Source organism: Nonlabens marinus S1-08, from assembly GCF_000831385.1.
Classification (GTDB): Bacteria; Bacteroidota; Bacteroidia; order Flavobacteriales; family Flavobacteriaceae; genus Nonlabens; species Nonlabens marinus.
In genome coordinates, this window is record NZ_AP014548.1 from 793510 (window position 1) to 811692 (window position 18183).

At 40.8% G+C, this 18183-nt stretch carries 19 protein-coding genes; 11 read left to right on the forward strand and 8 right to left on the reverse strand.

Going from position 1 to position 18183, the window contains the following annotated elements:
* The first annotated feature begins 4 nt into the window (after positions 1–4).
* The 4 genes from atpH to atpG all read left to right on the forward strand — a co-directional run bounded on the left by atpH (position 5) and on the right by atpG (position 3554).
* Positions 5–553 (forward strand): ATP synthase F1 subunit delta, encoded by a 549-nt coding sequence (gene atpH / locus NMS_RS03770; protein ID WP_041495485.1) that lies wholly within the window; start codon positions 5–7, stop codon positions 551–553.
* 93 nt (positions 554–646) lie between these two features.
* Entirely contained in the window at positions 647–2221 is a 1575-nt protein-coding gene (gene atpA, locus NMS_RS03775; RefSeq protein ID WP_041495486.1) for a F0F1 ATP synthase subunit alpha, read from the forward strand.
* Positions 2222–2302: 81 nt separating this feature from the next.
* Positions 2303–2638: a four helix bundle protein gene (locus NMS_RS03780; protein ID WP_041495487.1), complete on the forward strand. Its 336-nt coding sequence runs from the start codon at positions 2303–2305 to the stop codon at positions 2636–2638.
* 43 nt (positions 2639–2681) lie between these two features.
* Positions 2682–3554, forward strand: coding sequence for an ATP synthase F1 subunit gamma (gene atpG / locus NMS_RS03785; protein ID WP_041495488.1), 873 nt, complete (start codon positions 2682–2684; stop codon positions 3552–3554).
* A gap of 166 nt (positions 3555–3720) precedes the next feature.
* Here atpG and NMS_RS03790 read toward each other — a convergent pair whose 3' ends face one another.
* Together NMS_RS03790 and NMS_RS03795 are read right to left on the reverse strand one after the other, a co-directional pair.
* Positions 3721–4074 carry a DoxX family protein gene (locus NMS_RS03790; protein WP_041495489.1) on the reverse strand — a complete coding sequence of 118 codons (354 nt, stop codon included), beginning with the start codon at positions 4072–4074 and terminating at the stop codon, positions 3721–3723.
* Positions 4075–4080: 6 nt separating this feature from the next.
* Complete coding sequence (locus NMS_RS03795; protein ID WP_041497438.1) at positions 4081–5040, reverse strand: hypothetical protein; 960 nt, start codon at positions 5038–5040, stop codon at positions 4081–4083.
* An 87-nt stretch (positions 5041–5127) separates the two neighbouring features.
* Between NMS_RS03795 and NMS_RS03800 the strand changes: the two genes are divergently transcribed.
* The 7 genes from NMS_RS03800 (at position 5128) to NMS_RS03830 (ending at position 13103) form a co-directional block, all read left to right on the forward strand.
* A complete protein-coding gene (locus NMS_RS03800; protein WP_041497440.1) occupies positions 5128–5766 on the forward strand; it encodes a thymidine kinase in 639 nt (212 codons plus the stop codon).
* On the forward strand, positions 5767–6873 hold the full coding sequence (gene alr / locus NMS_RS03805; RefSeq protein ID WP_041495490.1) for an alanine racemase: 1107 nt from the start codon (positions 5767–5769) through the stop codon (positions 6871–6873).
* An 82-nt stretch (positions 6874–6955) separates the two neighbouring features.
* Complete coding sequence (gene mscL / locus NMS_RS03810) at positions 6956–7375, forward strand: large conductance mechanosensitive channel protein MscL (protein WP_041495491.1); 420 nt, start codon at positions 6956–6958, stop codon at positions 7373–7375.
* A 126-nt stretch (positions 7376–7501) separates the two neighbouring features.
* Positions 7502–8497, forward strand: a complete 996-nt coding sequence (locus NMS_RS03815; protein ID WP_041495492.1) for an aspartate-semialdehyde dehydrogenase — start codon at positions 7502–7504, stop codon at positions 8495–8497.
* Positions 8498–8554: 57 nt separating this feature from the next.
* On the forward strand, positions 8555–9862 hold the full coding sequence (locus NMS_RS03820; RefSeq protein ID WP_041495493.1) for a T9SS type A sorting domain-containing protein: 1308 nt from the start codon (positions 8555–8557) through the stop codon (positions 9860–9862).
* A 2-nt stretch (positions 9863–9864) separates the two neighbouring features.
* Positions 9865–12036, forward strand: a complete 2172-nt coding sequence (locus tag NMS_RS03825; RefSeq protein WP_041495494.1) for a prolyl oligopeptidase family serine peptidase — start codon at positions 9865–9867, stop codon at positions 12034–12036.
* Between the two features lie 92 nt (positions 12037–12128).
* Complete coding sequence (locus tag NMS_RS03830; protein WP_084217599.1) at positions 12129–13103, forward strand: ABC transporter ATP-binding protein; 975 nt, start codon at positions 12129–12131, stop codon at positions 13101–13103.
* Positions 13104–13228: 125 nt separating this feature from the next.
* Here the strand turns inward: NMS_RS03830 and accC are convergent, their stop codons facing one another.
* From accC to pdxA, 6 genes are all read right to left on the reverse strand, one after another.
* A complete protein-coding gene (gene accC / locus NMS_RS03835; protein WP_041495496.1) occupies positions 13229–14578 on the reverse strand; it encodes an acetyl-CoA carboxylase biotin carboxylase subunit in 1350 nt (449 codons plus the stop codon).
* 86 nt (positions 14579–14664) lie between these two features.
* Complete coding sequence (accB, locus tag NMS_RS03840; RefSeq protein ID WP_041495497.1) at positions 14665–15150, reverse strand: acetyl-CoA carboxylase biotin carboxyl carrier protein; 486 nt, start codon at positions 15148–15150, stop codon at positions 14665–14667.
* A 20-nt stretch (positions 15151–15170) separates the two neighbouring features.
* On the reverse strand, positions 15171–16166 hold the full coding sequence (locus NMS_RS03845) for a beta-ketoacyl-ACP synthase III (protein WP_041497443.1): 996 nt from the start codon (positions 16164–16166) through the stop codon (positions 15171–15173).
* A 143-nt stretch (positions 16167–16309) separates the two neighbouring features.
* Entirely contained in the window at positions 16310–16507 is a 198-nt protein-coding gene (gene rpmF / locus NMS_RS03850; RefSeq protein ID WP_041495498.1) for a 50S ribosomal protein L32, read from the reverse strand.
* A gap of 2 nt (positions 16508–16509) precedes the next feature.
* The gene (locus NMS_RS03855; RefSeq protein WP_041495499.1) at positions 16510–17052 is read right to left on the reverse strand and encodes a YceD family protein; all 543 of its coding nucleotides are present in this window, start codon (positions 17050–17052) and stop codon (positions 16510–16512) included.
* A 56-nt stretch (positions 17053–17108) separates the two neighbouring features.
* Positions 17109–18164, reverse strand: coding sequence for a 4-hydroxythreonine-4-phosphate dehydrogenase PdxA (gene pdxA, locus NMS_RS03860; protein WP_041495500.1), 1056 nt, complete (start codon positions 18162–18164; stop codon positions 17109–17111).
* Between the last annotated feature and the right edge of the window lie 19 nt (positions 18165–18183).

Sequence of the window (18183 nt, forward strand, 5' to 3'; positions counted from 1 at the left end):
AACTATGAAACTTTCAAGAGCAGCATCCCGATATGCCAAAGCCATTCTAGATCTAGCAATAGATAAAAAGGAAGCGGCTGCCGTGAATGAAGATATGAAGTCTGTCCTAACGACAGTTCATTCAAATAAAGAGCTTCAGGATTTCTTGAAAAGTCCTGTCGTAAAAACAGAACAAAAGCGCGGTGCATTGCGTCAAGTGTTTAGCAAGGTTGGCGGGATCACGATAGGAGCATTTGATTTGATCGTTGATAATCAACGTGCAGACATTCTAGGAGATATCGCTACTAAATATATTCTTCTTTATGAAGAAATGAACAAACGTGAGGTAGCCACAGTAACTACAGCGTTAGAAATCTCTCCAGAACTTGAAGCGAAGATTTTAGTCAAGGCAAAGGAATTAGCTGGAACTGAAGTAACGCTTGAAAAGAAAATTGATCCTAGTATCGTTGGTGGATTTATCCTAAGAGTAGGCGATAAGGAAATCAATGCAAGTGTGAATAGTACTTTGGGTGAACTTAAAAGAGAATTTGCGGATAAGTACTCTATTGAGTAAAAAGATTGTAGGTATTCCGCTTTCGCGAAAGCGTAAGTTTTAAAAAAAAATATAGGTCCTAACAGGCCACAGCAATAGTATAAATAGAACAACATGGCAGAAGTAAATCCAGCAGAAGTATCTGCAATACTTAAGCAACAATTATCAGGTTTTGATGCAACTGCATCTCTTGATGAAGTGGGAACCGTTCTTACCGTAGGTGATGGTATCGCACGTGTTTATGGTCTTTCAAACGCACAATATGGAGAACTTGTTTCTTTTGCGAGCGGTATGGAAGGTATCGTATTGAACCTTGAAGAGGACAATGTAGGTGTGGTATTATTAGGCCCGTCTATTGAAATTAAAGAAGGTGATACAGTTAAACGCACAGAGCGTATTGCTTCCCTAAGAGTAGGCGAAGGAATTGTAGGTCGTGTAGTAAACACACTAGGTTTACCTATCGATGGTAAAGGACCTATTGAAGGAGACCTTTACGAGATGCCCCTAGAGCGTAAAGCCCCTGGAGTTATCTATCGTGAGCCGGTAACTGAACCTATGCAAACAGGTATCAAATCTATTGATGCGATGATTCCTGTAGGTCGTGGCCAGCGTGAGTTGGTTATTGGTGACCGTCAGACTGGTAAGTCAACGGTTTGTATCGATACAATCATCAACCAAAAAGAATTTTACGATGCTGGCGAGCCAGTATACTGTATATATGTAGCTATTGGTCAAAAAGCTTCTACTGTTGCATTGATTGCAAAAGTTCTTGAAGAAGCTGGAGCACTTGCTTATACGACTATCGTTGCTGCAAATGCATCTGACCCTGCACCTATGCAAGTATATGCACCGTTTGCTGGAGCAGCGATTGGAGAATACTTCCGTGATACAGGTCGTCCTGCATTGATCATTTATGATGATCTTTCTAAGCAAGCAGTTGCTTACCGTGAGGTGTCCCTATTGTTACGTCGTCCACCAGGACGTGAAGCGTATCCAGGTGACGTTTTCTTCTTGCACTCAAGATTGCTAGAGCGTGCTGCAAAGGTGATCAACGATGACAAGATCGCATCTGAAATGAATGACCTTCCAGAAAGTTTACGCCCTATCGTTAAAGGTGGTGGATCACTTACTGCATTGCCTATCATTGAAACGCAAGCTGGTGACGTATCTGCTTATATCCCAACTAACGTAATCTCGATTACTGATGGTCAGATCTTCCTAGATGGAGACTTGTTCAACTCTGGTGTACGTCCGGCGATTAACGTAGGTATCTCGGTATCTCGTGTAGGTGGTAACGCTCAAATCAAATCGATGAAAAAGGTTGCTGGTACGTTGAAACTGGATCAAGCGGCATTCCGTGAATTGGAAGCTTTCGCGAAATTTGGTTCTGACCTAGATGCTGCAACATTAAGCGTTATTGAAAAAGGTAGAAGAAATGTGGAGATCCTTAAGCAGGCTCAAAACAATCCTTACCCAGTAGAAAACCAAATCGCAATTATCTATGCAGGCTCTAAAAACCTTCTAAGAAACGTTCCGATTGAAAAAGTAAAAGAATTTGAAAGAGATTATCTAGAATTGTTGAATGCCAAGCATAGAGACACTCTAGATACCTTGAAAGCTGGTAAGTTAACCGACGAGGTAATCGATACGTTGACTGCAGTGGCTAAAGATCTTTCATCTAGATATTAATTATTAGTTCAGAGTTCGGAGTTATGAGTTCAGAGTGATTCAAATTCCATCTTTGGATTAAAATATTAAATATTGCAGTAAATGGGTTATCAGAACAGTCCGATTCGTACAAAAAGTTTCGAATTTGCCTGTGAAGTAGTCAGATATTGTGATGAATTAAAACTGAAAAAAGATTACGAGTTAGCATCTCAGTTGCTAAGAAGCGGAACCAGTATTGGAGCAAATACGCGGGAGGCTCAAAGAGGTGTTAGCACAAAGGATTTTAAAAATAAATTTGGGATTGCCCTCAAAGAAGCAGACGAGACTATTTACTGGATAGATATTCTTGAAGCAACTGGAAGAGCGGTACCGCAAGGAATGAGAGACCGGTGTGAGGAGCTAATTAGAATTTTGGTAGCGATTATCAAAAACTCATAACTTCAAACTCTGAACTCATAACTCTGAACTCATAACTTGATTCATGGCTAACTTAAAGGAAATACGTAACAGAATCACCTCAGTATCTTCAACGATGCAGATTACATCTGCTATGAAAATGGTGAGTGCTGCAAAGTTGAAAAAGGCACAAGATGCTATTACTGCAATGCGCCCTTATTCTGATAAGCTAACTGAATTGCTACAGAACCTCAGCGCTTCTATGGAAGGCGATGCAGGTAGCAAATTTGCCGAACAACGCGAAGTGAAAAAAGCACTTGTTGTGGCGATCACGTCCAACCGTGGTCTTGCTGGTGCGTTCAACTCAAACATCATCAAAGAATTGATTCGGTTGAATCAGGAAGATTTGAAGGGTGTAGCCGTTTCTTACATGACTATAGGTAAGAAAGCAAATGATTTTGCTAAGAAAGGCTCTCCCATCCAGTCCAATAAGAGTGATTTGTTTGACGATATTTCTTTTGATAAAGTCTCTGTGATTGCTGAGGAATTGATGGACCTTTTTGTCACGGGTGAATTTGACAAAATCGTCATTGTTTACAACAGCTTTGTAAACGCTGCAACACAAACGGTCATGAGCGAGGAATTTTTACCATTGAAGCCTCTAGCAGGTTTAGATGGAGAAGCTCCAGCTAATGCGACAGAATACATTTATGAGCCTTCTAAAGAAGAGATCATTGAGCAATTGATTCCTAAGTCGTTGAAAATGCAATTGTATAAAGGAGTTCGTGATTCATGGGCTAGTGAACACGGTGCGCGTATGACAGCAATGCATAAAGCAACGGACAATGCAACTGAACTTAGAGACCAATTGAAATTAACTTACAATAAAGCACGTCAAGCAGCCATTACTAATGAGATCCTTGAGATCGTAGGTGGTGCTGAGGCTTTGAATAATTAACTTTAACTCTCTGTCATGCTGAATTCGTTTCAGCATCTCATCAAGAGAACAAACTTCGGCCAATTAATGGCCTACGAAAAAACCTTCTAGCGATCCTAGAAGGTTTTTTTGTGCGATTGGTTTTGGTTTAGTTCGCTTTCGCGAAAGCGAAATACCAAAAACCATCCTAGACCAGTGGACGAGCTTTTTTACCTAAGAAATAAGACGATAAACTCAAAGATAAAGCCACTACTGCACCCCAATGTTCGCCATCTGCAATGGTGATATGTGCAATGATCGCAAGCATGATATTAAAGAAAAATCCGGCGTATGCCCATTCTACAAAGGACCTATTCTTACGCAGTAGAATGGTCACCACACCTGCTAACTTTAGAGCCGCTAAAGGGTGAATAATCCAAGTAGGGAAACCAAGTTTCACTACTTCACTTGATATGTACTCATAGTTAAAGACATACATCACAGCGGAAAATGTCATCATGGCACAAAAGAGTCCTGTGACAATCCAGTAGGCATATTTCATATGGATTTATTGAAATTGACGCTCTACAAAATCCATAAAGCGGCTTTCATAACTCTCCTTGCCTTCCCAATTATTATAATCTGGTTTGATCATGGTGTGAATGAAATTTTGCGCCTCATCATAGGAGTTGATCGTGTTCAATTGCGATAGCACTCGGTTGAAATCTTGATTGCTACCATTGAACAAATGTTTGACAAAACCCATGCGATCGTTCATTCCCATCTTTACTCCTGTGTTCAGCTTTGAGTTCAACGATTTAGGCTTGTCTGGTTCTTGAGCGATGGACTTGCGCTCAAATACCGGCATGGTTTGAAAATCAACCGTTAATTGTTCGAGGTTTGTCTTATCATGCTTCTTAATGGTGTTTGACTCCCCACTAGGTGCATCAGGAACTTCATTTGGCATTTCAACTACCATTTTCTGTATGGTAGACATTCCAGGAAGGTCCATCTCTTCTCGATCATCATCCTCTGAAACTTCTAAATCAGTCAGGCTGTTTGTGGTAGTCGAGTAGGATGTTTTGTGAACTGGAGCATCTTCCTCGTCCTTATCAGAATCTGAGGGGTTTTCAATAGGCGCATCTGGCATTTCAAATACCATTTTTTGGATAGTAGAAATCCCTGGAACGTCTATTTCCTCTTGATATCCATCTTCTGGCACTTCTAGATCAGTTAAGCTATTGGTAGTAGTTGAATAAATGTTATGGTGTTCTGAATCTGCATCCTCTGACAAGTTACTCATCTCCTGCTGATCGTCTTTAAAAGCTTTTTTGAATTTATCTTCTACATCTTTATTACCTGTTGTAGAAGATGAGTCTGGAAGATGCTTTTCAATATATACAAGCACGGTGAGCCTTTCATACAGCTCTCTGGCCGTAGCCTGAAGTTCAGCAACGTCCTCATTCTCTTTCAATTGTAAAATACGGTGGGCGAGACTGGTAAGGTCTGCTACTATTTTCTTTTTCATAATGGGTTTATATGCCGCGCGTTTCTTTGTATTTTTGAGCAATTGCAGGAGCAAAGCGGCTTCCCGCAAGAGCTTCTAAATTACAAAATGTTTCTAGAAAATACAGTGAATCATGAAGAGCAATTCGGCTGGATCGAGGTGATTTGCGGTTCCATGTTTTCTGGTAAAACGGAAGAGCTCATACGCCGATTGAAACGTGCGCAGTTTGCCAATCAAAAAATAGAGATTTTTAAACCAGCGATTGATGTGCGTTATGATGAGGAAAAAGTAGTTTCTCATGATTCTAATGAAATTCAATCCACTCCCGTTCCTGCAGCGGCAAACATCCCCTTACTTGCCAGTGGTTGTCAAGTGGTAGGCATTGATGAGGCGCAGTTCTTTGATGATGAAATTGTGGCTGTCTGCAACACACTAGCCAATAAAGGAATTCGCGTTATTGTAGCAGGTTTAGATATGGATTTTAAAGGCAACCCGTTTGGTCCTATGCCCGCGCTCATGGCGACAGCTGAGTATGTGACTAAAGTTCATGCCGTTTGCACTCGTACCGGCAATCTAGCACAATACAGCTACCGAAAAACCAGTAATGATAATGTAGTCATGCTAGGAGAGCAGCAAGAATACGAACCCCTGAGCCGTGGCGCCTATTATAAAGCTATGCTTGCTAGTAAAGTCAAAGATATTCCTGTCAACGATGCACGGGAAATAACAGATAAAACAGGCTCCTAAATGATCCCAACCGGTACGAGACTGGAAGTAGATCTGGCGGCACTCGCCCATAATTTTCAGTATTTAAAATCTAAGATTTCTGAAAACACCTTGTTCATGAGCGTGATAAAAGCAAATGCGTACGGTCACGGGATGGTGCGGATAGCTGAAAAATTACAAGAGCTAGGTACTGATTATTTTGCAGTCGCTTATGTGGAAGAGGCTATAGAACTAAGAGAAGCTGGGATTACTAAGCCTATTTTAGTCTTGCACCCGCAATTGCATACCTTGGAAGACTGCTTTGAGCACTGTATAGAACCAGTGATTTATAGTGTTAAGGTACTGGAACGTTTTTCCGCTTTCGCAAAAGCGAAATCACTACAAGATTACCCCATACACCTAGAATTCAACACAGGATTGAACCGCATAGGAATTGATCCTGAAGACTTACCTAAGGTAATAGCGTTACTACAACGCAATTCACAGATAAATGTTCGAGGTCTACAGTCACATCTAGCTGCTAGTGAAGACCACGATGAAAAAGAGTTCACTCAATCTCAGATTTCCAAATTTGAAGAGTTGTGTGATATTGTCGAGCAACAGTTGGGTTACAAGTGCCTAAGACATACAGACAATACCAGCGGAATTCTTAACTACAGCGACTCTCATTACAGTATGGTACGCTCTGGAATTGGGCTGTATGGGTATGGTAATGATATTAATTACGATATTCATTTGAGACCTGTAGCGTCTTTGAAATCCAATATTTCCCAAATACGCTCCATTAAAAAAGGAGAAAGCGTGAGCTACAATCGCAGCCATAAAGCTGAAAAAGATTTGAAATATGCTGTGATTGCACTAGGTCATGGCGATGGCATCAACCGTATTTACGGCTATGGTCGTGCAAATATGCTCGTTAATGGAAAATGGGCGCCTACTTTAGGAATCATTTGCATGGATATGTTTATGGTGGACGTAAGTAGTATAGAATGTGCTGTAGGTGATCCGGTCACTATTTTTGATCAAAACTATCCAGCAAGAGATATGGCTGAAAAAGCAGGAACAATCTCATATGAACTACTGACTGGAATTCAAAAAAGAGTACGCAGAGTGTACCTTAATAAATGAGTTAGTTAATGGAATTAGAGGCTTCTGGTTTCATTATCTCAAGTAAATAGCTATTTTTCAATTCAATTAAAACCAAACCATTATGCTTAAAGAATTTAAAAAGTTTATCCTGACGGGTAACGTCATAGACCTAGCCGTTGCAGTAATTTTAGCAGGCGCTGTAAGTCTTGTTGTCAAAGGTTTTGTAACTGACATCATGATGCCTATAGTAGGTTATTTCACAGGAGGTTCTGACTTTTCAGACTTCTTTATCACTCTTGATGGTGGGGAATACGAAACCTTACAAGCAGCAAAAGAGGCTGGTGGATCTGTTATCGCATGGGGTAACTGGGTAAACAGCATCATCAACTTGATCATAGTTGGTTTTGTGTTATTTATGATCGTCAAAGCTTACAATAAAACAAAGAAAAAGAAGGAAGAGGCTCCGGCAGCACCTGCAGGACCTAGTAAAGAAGAGCAACTTTTGATGGAAATCAGAGACGCTATCAAGTCCCAAAAATAATAAATTCCATTTTTTAATTTTATAAGCCGTTTCTATTCTAGAAGCGGCTTTTTCTATGCATAAATTTGATTTTCGCTCTTCAAATTCGCACTTGGCATGTACATTTGTCTATTAAATAAACCCATCATGAAAATAGCTGTTGTAGGTGTAACCGGTATGGTAGGCCAGGTTATGCTTAAAGTCTTAGAAGAAAGAAATCTTGATATTACAGAGTTAATTCCAGTAGCCTCAGAAAAATCTGTTGGAACTGAAATAACTTTCAAAGACAAACAATACAAAGTAGTCAGCATGCAACAGGCGATGGATATGAAGCCAGCAATCGCTCTATTTTCAGCAGGTGGTGGTGTGAGCCTCGATTACGCTCCTAAGTTTGCTGCTGCTGGCACCACGGTTATTGACAATTCCAGCGCATGGCGCATGGAAAAAGGAAAAAAACTAGTCGTTCCAGAAATAAATGCAGTTGATTTAACTACGGAAGATAAAATCATCGCAAACCCTAATTGCTCTACCATACAACTAGTTATGGCGCTGGCGCCGCTTCATAAAAAGTACGGCATCAAGCGACTCGTAATTTCAACCTATCAATCCATCACAGGAACGGGTGTGAAAGCCGTTCAGCAGCTAGAGAACGAATACACCGGAGCGAAAGGCGAAATGGCTTATCCCTACCAGATCCACAGAAATGCCTTACCACACTGTGATGTTTTTGAGGAAAATGGATATACTAAGGAGGAATTAAAGCTCGTGCGCGAGACTCAAAAAATATTAGACGACAAAACGATAGCGGTAACGGCAACTGCAGTAAGAATTCCTGTCGTAGGCGGGCATTCTGAATCAGTTAATGTGGAATTTCACAATGATTTTACGGAATCCGAAGTTCGTGTCTTGCTAGCAGCTACTCCTGGGGTTACAGTGCAGGACAATACTGATGTCAATTTATACCCTATGCCATTGATGGCTCAAGGGAAGGACGACGTGTTTGTAGGACGCATACGCAGGGATCATTCTGCAGCAAATGCATTGAACATGTGGATCGTTGCGGACAACCTTAGAAAAGGGGCTGCTACTAATGCAGTACAGATAGCCGAGTATTTGATCAAAAACAAGCTTGTAAATGCCTAATAATGCGCGGCACAAGGGTAAAATAGCTATTTTTAAGCCCTAGCTTAAATTTTTCCTATGCGCTCACCTCTACCATTTGCTTGCCTTTTGCTTTTTAGCTTCATTAGTCAAGCGCAGTTTTGGCAAGAGTATGCTACAGGTTTCCCTACAGCATCCACAGGGATTTCAAGATTTGATATAGTGGATGAGAATGTAGCCTGGGGAATAGGGTACAATGGAATAAATCCTAGCAATAATATACAGCAGTTCTCTAAAACTGAAGATGGTGGATTCACCTGGACAGATGGATCCTTTACTTTAGGAAATGTAGGTTTAGGAATTGCAGATATTTCTGCACTGGATGCGCAAGTAGCTTTTGTCGCTGCCTATCCTAGAAGTTCTAATCAACAAGGTGGTGTCTGGAAAACTGAAAATGGCGGTTCTTCCTGGAATAAACTTACCTCTACTCAATTTACAGCAACGAATAGCTTCCCGAACACACTACATTTTTATGATAATGGAGCAGGTGTGGTGGCAGGCGACCCCATTGCTGATGGTTGGGAAATTTACTTGACAAGCGATAGTGGAGCTACCTTTACAAGGATTAGTCAAGCGAACATTCCAGCGGCGCAATCTGGAGAAACTGGTTATCTGGCGCAGATGGAAAGCATCGATAATTCGCTGTGGTTCACGACCAGTAAAGGAAGGATTTACCACTCTATAAATCGTGGAGCGAGCTGGAGCGTTTATCAATCTCCCATTAGCGATTTTGGCGGGACTGAAGTCTCTGGCGACATCAGCTTTTCTGATGCAAGCAAAGGTATTCTTCAAACTAATGAGGGTTTAATCTATACTACCATCAATGCTGGCGCTACCTGGACGCGCATTATTATCAGCGGTGGTGCAAACCCTTATGGTGATAATATTGCCTATGCTCCTGGTACTAGTTCTATCATAAGCGTGGGATCAAACCCGGATTTTGCGGGAAGCTCCTACTCGACTGACGATGGGGTTTCCTGGACAAATATTGATACGATTCAACATGTAGATGTCGCGTTCTTTGATGCCGCCACAGGTTTCAGTGGTGGTTTTACCACTAGTTCAGACAGTGGAGGCGTTTACAAATATTCCTCTAATGTATTATCTAGTGGGAATTTCGCTTTCGCGAAAGCGATCTCCATCTACCCCAACCCTGCCCAAGATCTCGTGACGATATCTGGCACTACGCGCGTTTTGAAATTGGAATTGCTTAATTTAAGCGGCCAAGTCATCAAGGTTTTTGAACCTGCCAGAAGCGTATCGCTGCAAGGAATCGCTAGCGGAATGTATTTCTTAAAAATAGGTTCTGACTTAGGAATCGAAACTTTACCACTACTAAAAAAATAACTATGAAAACAAATCCTATTTGTCTTGTCGCCTTGAGTATTCTAGTCTTGACCTCTTGCAAGGATGAAAAAGCAGAAGATGAAACCGTAATGGCACTAACTTATCCTGAAACTAAAAAAGTTGATACAACAGACACCTATTTTGGTAATGAAGTGGCTGATCCTTATCGCTGGTTAGAAGACGATCGCAGTGAAGAAACTGGAGAATGGGTGAAAGCTCAAAACAAAGTGACTCAAGATTATCTGGCAAACATCCCTTACCGTAATGCCATTGAAGATCGATTGACAGAACTGTGGAACTATGAAAAAATAGGAGCTCCATTCATAGAAGGTGATTATACATACTATTATAAAAATGATGGTTTACAAAATCAGTCGGTACTGTACCGTTATGAAAACGATGCTGATCCATCTACCGCAACTGTGTTTTTAGATCCTAATTCTTTTAATGAAGAAGGTACCATATCACTAGGCGGCATGAGCTTTACTGAAGATGGTTCTAAGTTAGCTTATGCCATATCTGAAGGGGGTAGCGACTGGCGTAAATTGATCATACTGGATGCAGAAACTAAGGAGCAATTAGGAGATACATTGGTTGATTTGAAGTTTTCAGGAATTTCTTGGTATAAGGACGAGGGGATTTTCTACTCTAGTTATGACAAGCCTAAGGGTAGCGAGCTGAGTGCGATGACAGATCAACACAAATTGTATTATCACAAACTGGGAACTCCACAAAGTTCAGACAAAGTAGTTTTTGGTGCCACAGCAGATCAGAAATATAGATATGTAGGTGGTAGTGTGACAAATGACCAGCGTTTCCTAGTTATTTCAGCGAGTACAAGTACGAATGGTGGTAAAATATTTATGAAACGATTGGATGAAGCTAACGCGCCATTAGTAACTGTGATTGATAATTTTGACACCAACAGTTATGTAATGCATAATGAAGGTGATAAGCTATGGATTGTAACTGATAAAGATGCGCCTAATAAAAAGATAGTGACTACTAACTTCAAGAATCCGACTCCAGCTAACTGGACTGACTTGATTCCAGAAACTGAAAGTGTTCTTTCACCATCCACAGGTGGAGGTTATATTTTTGCAGAATATATGGTGGATGCGGTTTCACAGATCAAACAGTACAACTATGATGGGACTTTAGTGCGGGATGTAAAACTTCCTGGTGTAGGTAACGTCAGTGGTTTTGGAGCTAAGGAAGACGACAAAACCTTGTACTATTCGTTTACAAATTATGTGACTCCTGGAAGTACTTATATCTATAATATCGCTGAGGGAACCTCAGAATTATATCGTAAACCTGATGTAAAATTTGATCCAAGCTTATACGAGAGCAAACAAGTGTTTTATACTTCTAAGGACGGGACAAAAATACCTATGATTATTTCTTACAAAAAAGGAATGAAACAAGATGGGACAAATCCTACCATACTTTACGGTTATGGCGGTTTCAACATTTCTCTTTATCCTGGATTCTCTGTTTCTAGAGCTGCATGGATGGAAATGGGAGGAGTCTATGCTGTAGCAAACTTGCGAGGTGGTGGTGAGTATGGAACTAAGTGGCACGATGCAGGAACTAAAATGCAAAAGCAAAATGTATTTGACGATTTCATCGCAGCCGCGGAGTACCTAAAAAAGGAAAAATACACTTCTACTGAAAAGCTAGCGCTACAAGGTGGTTCAAACGGTGGACTTCTAGTAGGAGCAACAATGACTCAACGTCCAGATCTAGCTGCCGTTGCTATTCCACAGGTGGGTGTTCTCGATATGCTACGATACAATAAGTTCACCGCAGGTGCTGGTTGGGCTTATGATTATGGAACCGCTGAGGATAATATAGAAATGTTCAATTATCTAAAGGGCTATTCCCCATTACATAACGTCAAAGCAGGAACTAATTATCCAGCAACCCTAATTACCACTGGTGATCATGACGACCGCGTGGTTCCCGCACACTCATTCAAGTTTGCTGCAGAGCTACAATCAAAACAAGCTGGAAATAATCCAACGCTGATACGAATTGAGACAGATGCTGGCCACGGTGCTGGAAAACCTACCAGTAAGATCATTGAAGAGCAAACTGATATTTATGGGTTCATGTTGTATAACATGGGTTACAAAGAGCTGCCTCAAACGGCGAATGATGTGAAAATGTAAGATTACTAATTTCATTTGAAGCCGCTGTGAATGTGTTCCAGCGGCTTTTTTTATTCCTGTTTCGTTTACCTTCTCCTCCCTACCTTTGACATATGTTGCAATTAAATGCTGTTAATTTCGCTTTCAAGGAGCGACGCGACGATGAAGTTCACACTGAACGCAGTCGAAGTGTGAAAGCGAAAACTCTCCTCAATATTTCCTTACAAATAGAGCAAGGAAAGCATGTGGCGATCATGGGTGAAAGTGGTTGTGGAAAAAGCACCTTACTGAACGTTATTTATGGTTTATTGCAAGCTCAAAGCGGAGAAATTACCTGGAACGATCAAGAACTAAAAGGGGCTGATTATCATCTTGTTCTGGGACACCCTATGATGAAATATATTCCACAAGAATTTGATTTAATGCCCTTCACCAGCGTATCTGAAAACATAGGGGAACACCTGTCAATTCAACTCGATGATCGCAAGGAGCGCATAGAAAGCTTGCTGGAGGTAGTTGAAATGACCGGAATGAGACACCGGAAGGTCAAAACACTCTCTGGTGGTCAAAAACAGCGCGTAGCGATCGCTAAAGCCTTAGCGCAAAAACCTGAACTGCTTCTCCTAGACGAGCCTTTTTCTCATGTAGATAATTTTAGAAAGAATAGCTTGAGACGCCGGTTGTTTGATTTTCTAAAATCAGAAAACATCAGTTGCCTTATTGCAACTCACGATCGAAATGATGTACTATCGTTCACAGATCAAACCATTGTAATGCATGAAGGGAATGTGGTAGACCATCGACCTACTAAAATCCTGTATACTGATCCTAAAACTAAATATGTAGCGTCCTTGTTTGACGATGTGAATCAAATACCAAAAGAGTGGTTTAGGACTGATGGCGACTTATTAAAATATCCGCACGAGTTACAAATATCTAAATCTGGATTGTCAGTGGTGGTTCGACAATCTTACTTTAAAGGAGACCATTTTTTACTGGCTTGTCATTTTCAGGGTGAAACCTTGTGGGTCAAGTCAAATTCAGATTACGTTATTGGTAGTCAATTATTTATTGAACTTAATACATAGAGTAGGATGCCCCCTCTTAGGCACTGCAATGTTCTAAATGTGTACTAGGGTTGTGAACTAAAGTTTCTTTTACCAAAAAACACCCGTTGCAATGCAACGGGCGTTTTTATATACTTCTCAAGGCTCTAATCTTCCTGAGGTTTCATTTTGAACGTGTTCATAAAAGCGGTGGTATACTCACCCTTCACATAAGCAGGCTCGTCCATCAACTGTCTGTGGAATGGAATGGTAGTTTTAACACCTTCAATCACAAACTCGTCTAATGCTCGCTTCATTTTATCAATAGCTTCCTGGCGTGTACGAGCGGTAGTAATCAACTTAGCGATCATACTGTCGTAGTTAGGCGGTATTGAATATCCAGCATACACGTGGGTATCAAGGCGTACTCCATGCCCGCCTGGTGCGTGCAGTGTTGTAATCTTACCTGGTGATGGTCTAAAGTCGTGATAAGGATCCTCTGCATTTATACGGCACTCGATGGAGTGCAATGATGGTTCATAGTTTTTTCCAGAAATTTTTGTTCCTGCTGCAACTAGAATCTGCTCACGTATTAAATCAAAATCAATTACTTGTTCCGTAATCGGGTGCTCCACTTGAATACGTGTATTCATTTCCATGAAGTAGAAGTTACGGTGTTTGTCCACAAGAAATTCTACGGTACCAGCACCTTCATAAGCGATAAATTCTGCTGCACGAACGGCGGCTTCTCCCATGTCTTTGCGTAGCTTTTTAGTCATGAAAGGGGAAGGAACTTCCTCAGTTAATTTCTGGTGGCGGCGTTGAACGCTGCAATCCCGTTCACTAAGGTGACAAGCTTTACCGTAGCTGTCTCCTACTACTTGAATTTCAATATGACGTGGCTCTTCAATGAGTTTTTCCATGTACATATCGTCGTTGCCAAAGGCTGCTTTACTTTCTTGACGGGCACTGTCCCAGGCGGCTTTCAACTTATCTTCAGACCATACCGCTCGCATTCCTTTACCACCACCGCCGGCGGTAGCTTTAAGCATTACCGGGTATCCTGTTTCTTTAGCAACTTTTACACAGTCATCAAAATCTTCTATAATCCCATCAGATCCTGGTACACAAGGAACTCCTGCGGCTTTCATGGTAGCTTTGGCGGTAGCCTTATCTCCCATTTTAGCAATCATGTCTGGGCTTGCGCCTATAAACTTGATTTTATGCTCTTCACAAATACGTGAAAAGTCTGCATTCTCAGATAAGAATCCGTATCCTGGGTGGATGGCGTCTGCATTTGTAATTTCTGCAGCGCTAATGATGTTCGACATCTTTAGGTACGACAGGTTGCTGGGTGGCGGTCCTATACAAACGGCCTCGTCTGCAAATTTTACGTGTAGACTTTCGGCATCAGCGGTAGAATATACGGCTACGGTTTTGATACCCATTTCCTTACAGGTGCGTATCACGCGTAGAGCGATCTCGCCACGGTTTGCAATTAATATTTTTTTAAACATGCTATTTATTTTTAGTGGATGATGTGTTGGGGAGTTCGCTTTCGCGAAAGCGAAAAAGCCTCAACTCTAACTACTTCTAACCTTTCTTAAGAAGGGTCTACTAAAAATAACGGCTGATCGAATTCTACCGGAGACATATCGTCAATTAAAACCTTAACGATGGTTCCAGATACTTCACTTTCAATCTCGTTAAATAATTTCATTGCCTCTATAATACACAGGGTATCGCCTACTTTAACGCTATCGCCTACTTCTACAAATGTAGGTTTGTCTGGAGACGGCTTTCTATAGAAGGTTCCAATTATTGGGGACTTTACCGTAATGTACTTATCTGCTGCGGTAGTTGCTGCTGATATTGCGGGTGCAGGTGCCTGGCTTTCTTGTGGAGCTTGCGGTGCTGCCTGTTGCATTTGCGGCTGTGCTTGCTGCATAGGCTGTTGCATGTAGGTCACATTAGGCTCATCAGATCCAGTCTTTATAGTGATCTTGATGTCGTCCATTTCTAGCTTTACCTCACTAGCGCCTGATTTTGCGACAAACTTGATGAGGTTCTGAATTTCTTTAATGTCCATATAGTTAGTTATTTGGGGTGTTAGCTATTGTAAGCCCACTTCAAAAGTATGGATCCCCAAGTAAATCCACCGCCGAAGGCAGCGAATACTAGGTTGTCCCCTCTTTTCAATTGGCTTTCATATTCATTTAGGCACAAAGGTAAGGTTGCGCTGGTCGTATTTCCATATTTATGAATGTTGACCATTACTTTTTCATTAGGTAAATCTACTCTTTTTGCAGTTGCATCTATAATTCTTTTATTAGCCTGGTGTGGTACTAACCAATCAATATCGTTATTGGTAAGATCATTACGTTGAACTATTTGCTCTGCCACGTCTGCCATATTGCTCACTGCATATTTAAAAACGTTTTTACCATCCTGATATACAAAATGCTGTTTTTTCTCTACCGTTTCATGCGATGCTGGAAGTAAAGATCCACCTGCCTCAATACGCAAAAAGTCTCGACCTGAACCATCGGTACGTAAAATTTCATCTTGAAGACCGTTCCCTTCCAGGTTAGGCTCAAAAAGAACTGCGCCACCAGCATCTCCAAAGATAATGCAGGTGGCGCGGTCTGTATAATCTATGATGCTAGACATCTTATCAGCACCTATTAGCAAAACTTTCTTATAGCGCCCAGATTCAATATATGATGCCGCATTACTCATTCCATATAGGAAACCAGAGCAAGCCGCCATTAAGTCGTATGAGAATGCATTAACAGCGCCTATATGGGTAGCTACGTATGCGGCTGTTGATGCCACAGGCATATCTGGTGTTGTTGTAGCGACAATGACTAGATCAATAGTGGCAGGATCTGTACTTGATTTGTTAATAAGGTCTTGAGCCGCCTTTATGGCTAGGAAAGAAGATCCTTTGGTAGGATCTTTTAATATACGACGCTCTTGAATTCCAGTGCGCGTGGTTATCCATTCATCGTTGGTATCCACCATGGATTCCAAAACGGAATTGGTCAATCTGTACTCGGGAACGTAGGCACCTACGGCGGTAATCGCCGCTTTCATGTCAGTCATACCTATAATATCTAGATAAATTACTACAGCCTTGAAAGCTAATAAAAAACAACAAAAAATGACACGTTTTGTATAAAAACGTGTCATTTTTTAGCAATTTTTAAAGGAAAGCAACTTTTAGTGATTAAATCACAATAATTGAATTAAGCTTCAGCTACTTCAGTTTTGTCGATTAAAACATTACCGCGATAGTACAATTTACCTTCATGCCAGTGAGCTCTGTGATACAAGTGAGCTTCACCTGTGGTAGAGTCTGTAGCAATTTGTGGTACAGTTGCTTTGTAATGAGTTCTTCTTTTATCTCTTCTTGTTTTCGAGATTTTTCTCTTAGGATGCGCCATGGCTATTTATTATTATCCGTTTTTAAATTTTTCAATGCCTCCCATCTAGGATCCATTTCTATATCATCTTCAGTTTCATCAGACCCTGAAGGTTTCAATTCTTCTAATTTGTCTAGAACATCAGACTGCAACGTACCGTCTTCAATTCCAGGGTGTGTTTTTTTATAAGGTATGGATAAAACGATCATCTCATAGAGATACTGTGCAACATTCATTTGATAATCCCCATGAGGAAGAATCAAAAGGTCCTCGTTCTCATCATTAAAGCTATCACCAAATTTGACTACAATATCCATAGAAGCATCTATAGGCATATCGAAAGGCTCATCAGTCACATCACAATTGACATTTACTGACCCTGATCCCTCCATGACAAGATCCATCAATGTAGATCTTTTATCCAATTCTACATCAACAATAACGTTTGCCGAATTGAAATCCTCATATCCAAAACTTTCAAAAAACGCATTATCAAGCTCAAATTTGAATTCATGCTTACCTTGCTTTAATCCAGCAAAGGCTATGTTGAATGCCTTGAGTTCCATAATCTTCTCTTTTCAAAGAGTCGGCAAAGATAATAAAAGTTATTAAAAATGCATTGTTAATATTCCCTACGTTTTCTGGATTGGGATTTTAACACATTTGAGGTGAGTTTATCATACATCGTGCGATTGCGAAATATGTTTGCGGCGGTATGTATGGCTGCAATCATTGAGCCAGCGTTCGCTTCATTTTTACCAGCAATATCAAAGCCTGTCCCGTGATCTGGGCTTGTTCTTACATGACTCAAACCAGCAGTAAAATTAACTCCTGACCCAAAACTTAGTGTTTTAAATGGTACCAATCCTTGATCGTGATAACTAGCGAGAATAGCGTCAAAATTTTTATAGTTGGCGCTTCCAAAAAACGCATCTGCAGCGTATGGACCAAAAATGATATTCCCATCTTCTCTCAATTCCTCTAAAGCAGGAATTAATTTGTCCTGATCATCTGTTCCTATCACACCGTTATCTCCAACATGAGGGTTGATGCCCAAAACAGCAATTTTAGGTCTACTGATTGCGAAATCTTTTTTCAGAGATTCCTTAATCGTTCCTATTTTGGTTTTAATCGTTTTTGCGGTTATGTTCTTTGAAACTTCACTTATGGGTAAGTGATCCGTCAATAATCCAACCCTTAAACTTTCGGAAACCATAAACATCAAGCTTTCTCCTTCTAACTCTTGATTTAAGTAATCCGTATGACCTGGGAATTTAAATTCCTCAGACTGGATGGATTCTTTATTTATGGGCGCGGTGACTAGAACATCGATATGTTCTTCTTTCAGAGCTGTGACCGCTGCCCTTAAGCTTAAAACAGCCACTTCTCCTGCTTTCTTATCTACTTGTCCCCATTGAACCTTGAAATCTTCATTCAATAAACGGACAACATTGATTTTTCCTGGCACCACATCATTTAGAGATTTGATACCGTGAATTTTTGCAGAAAGATCTAATTCTTTAAGATAATAAGAGAATAGCCTAGTGCTTGCAAAAATGACTGGGGTATATAACTCCAACATCGTTGGATCTTCAAAAGCCTTAAGGATAATCTCCCCTCCTATCCCATTTGGATCTCCTATGCTTATTCCTACTCTAATGTTCTTTTCCTTAGCCATGAGATGAGCGCTTTTTCGC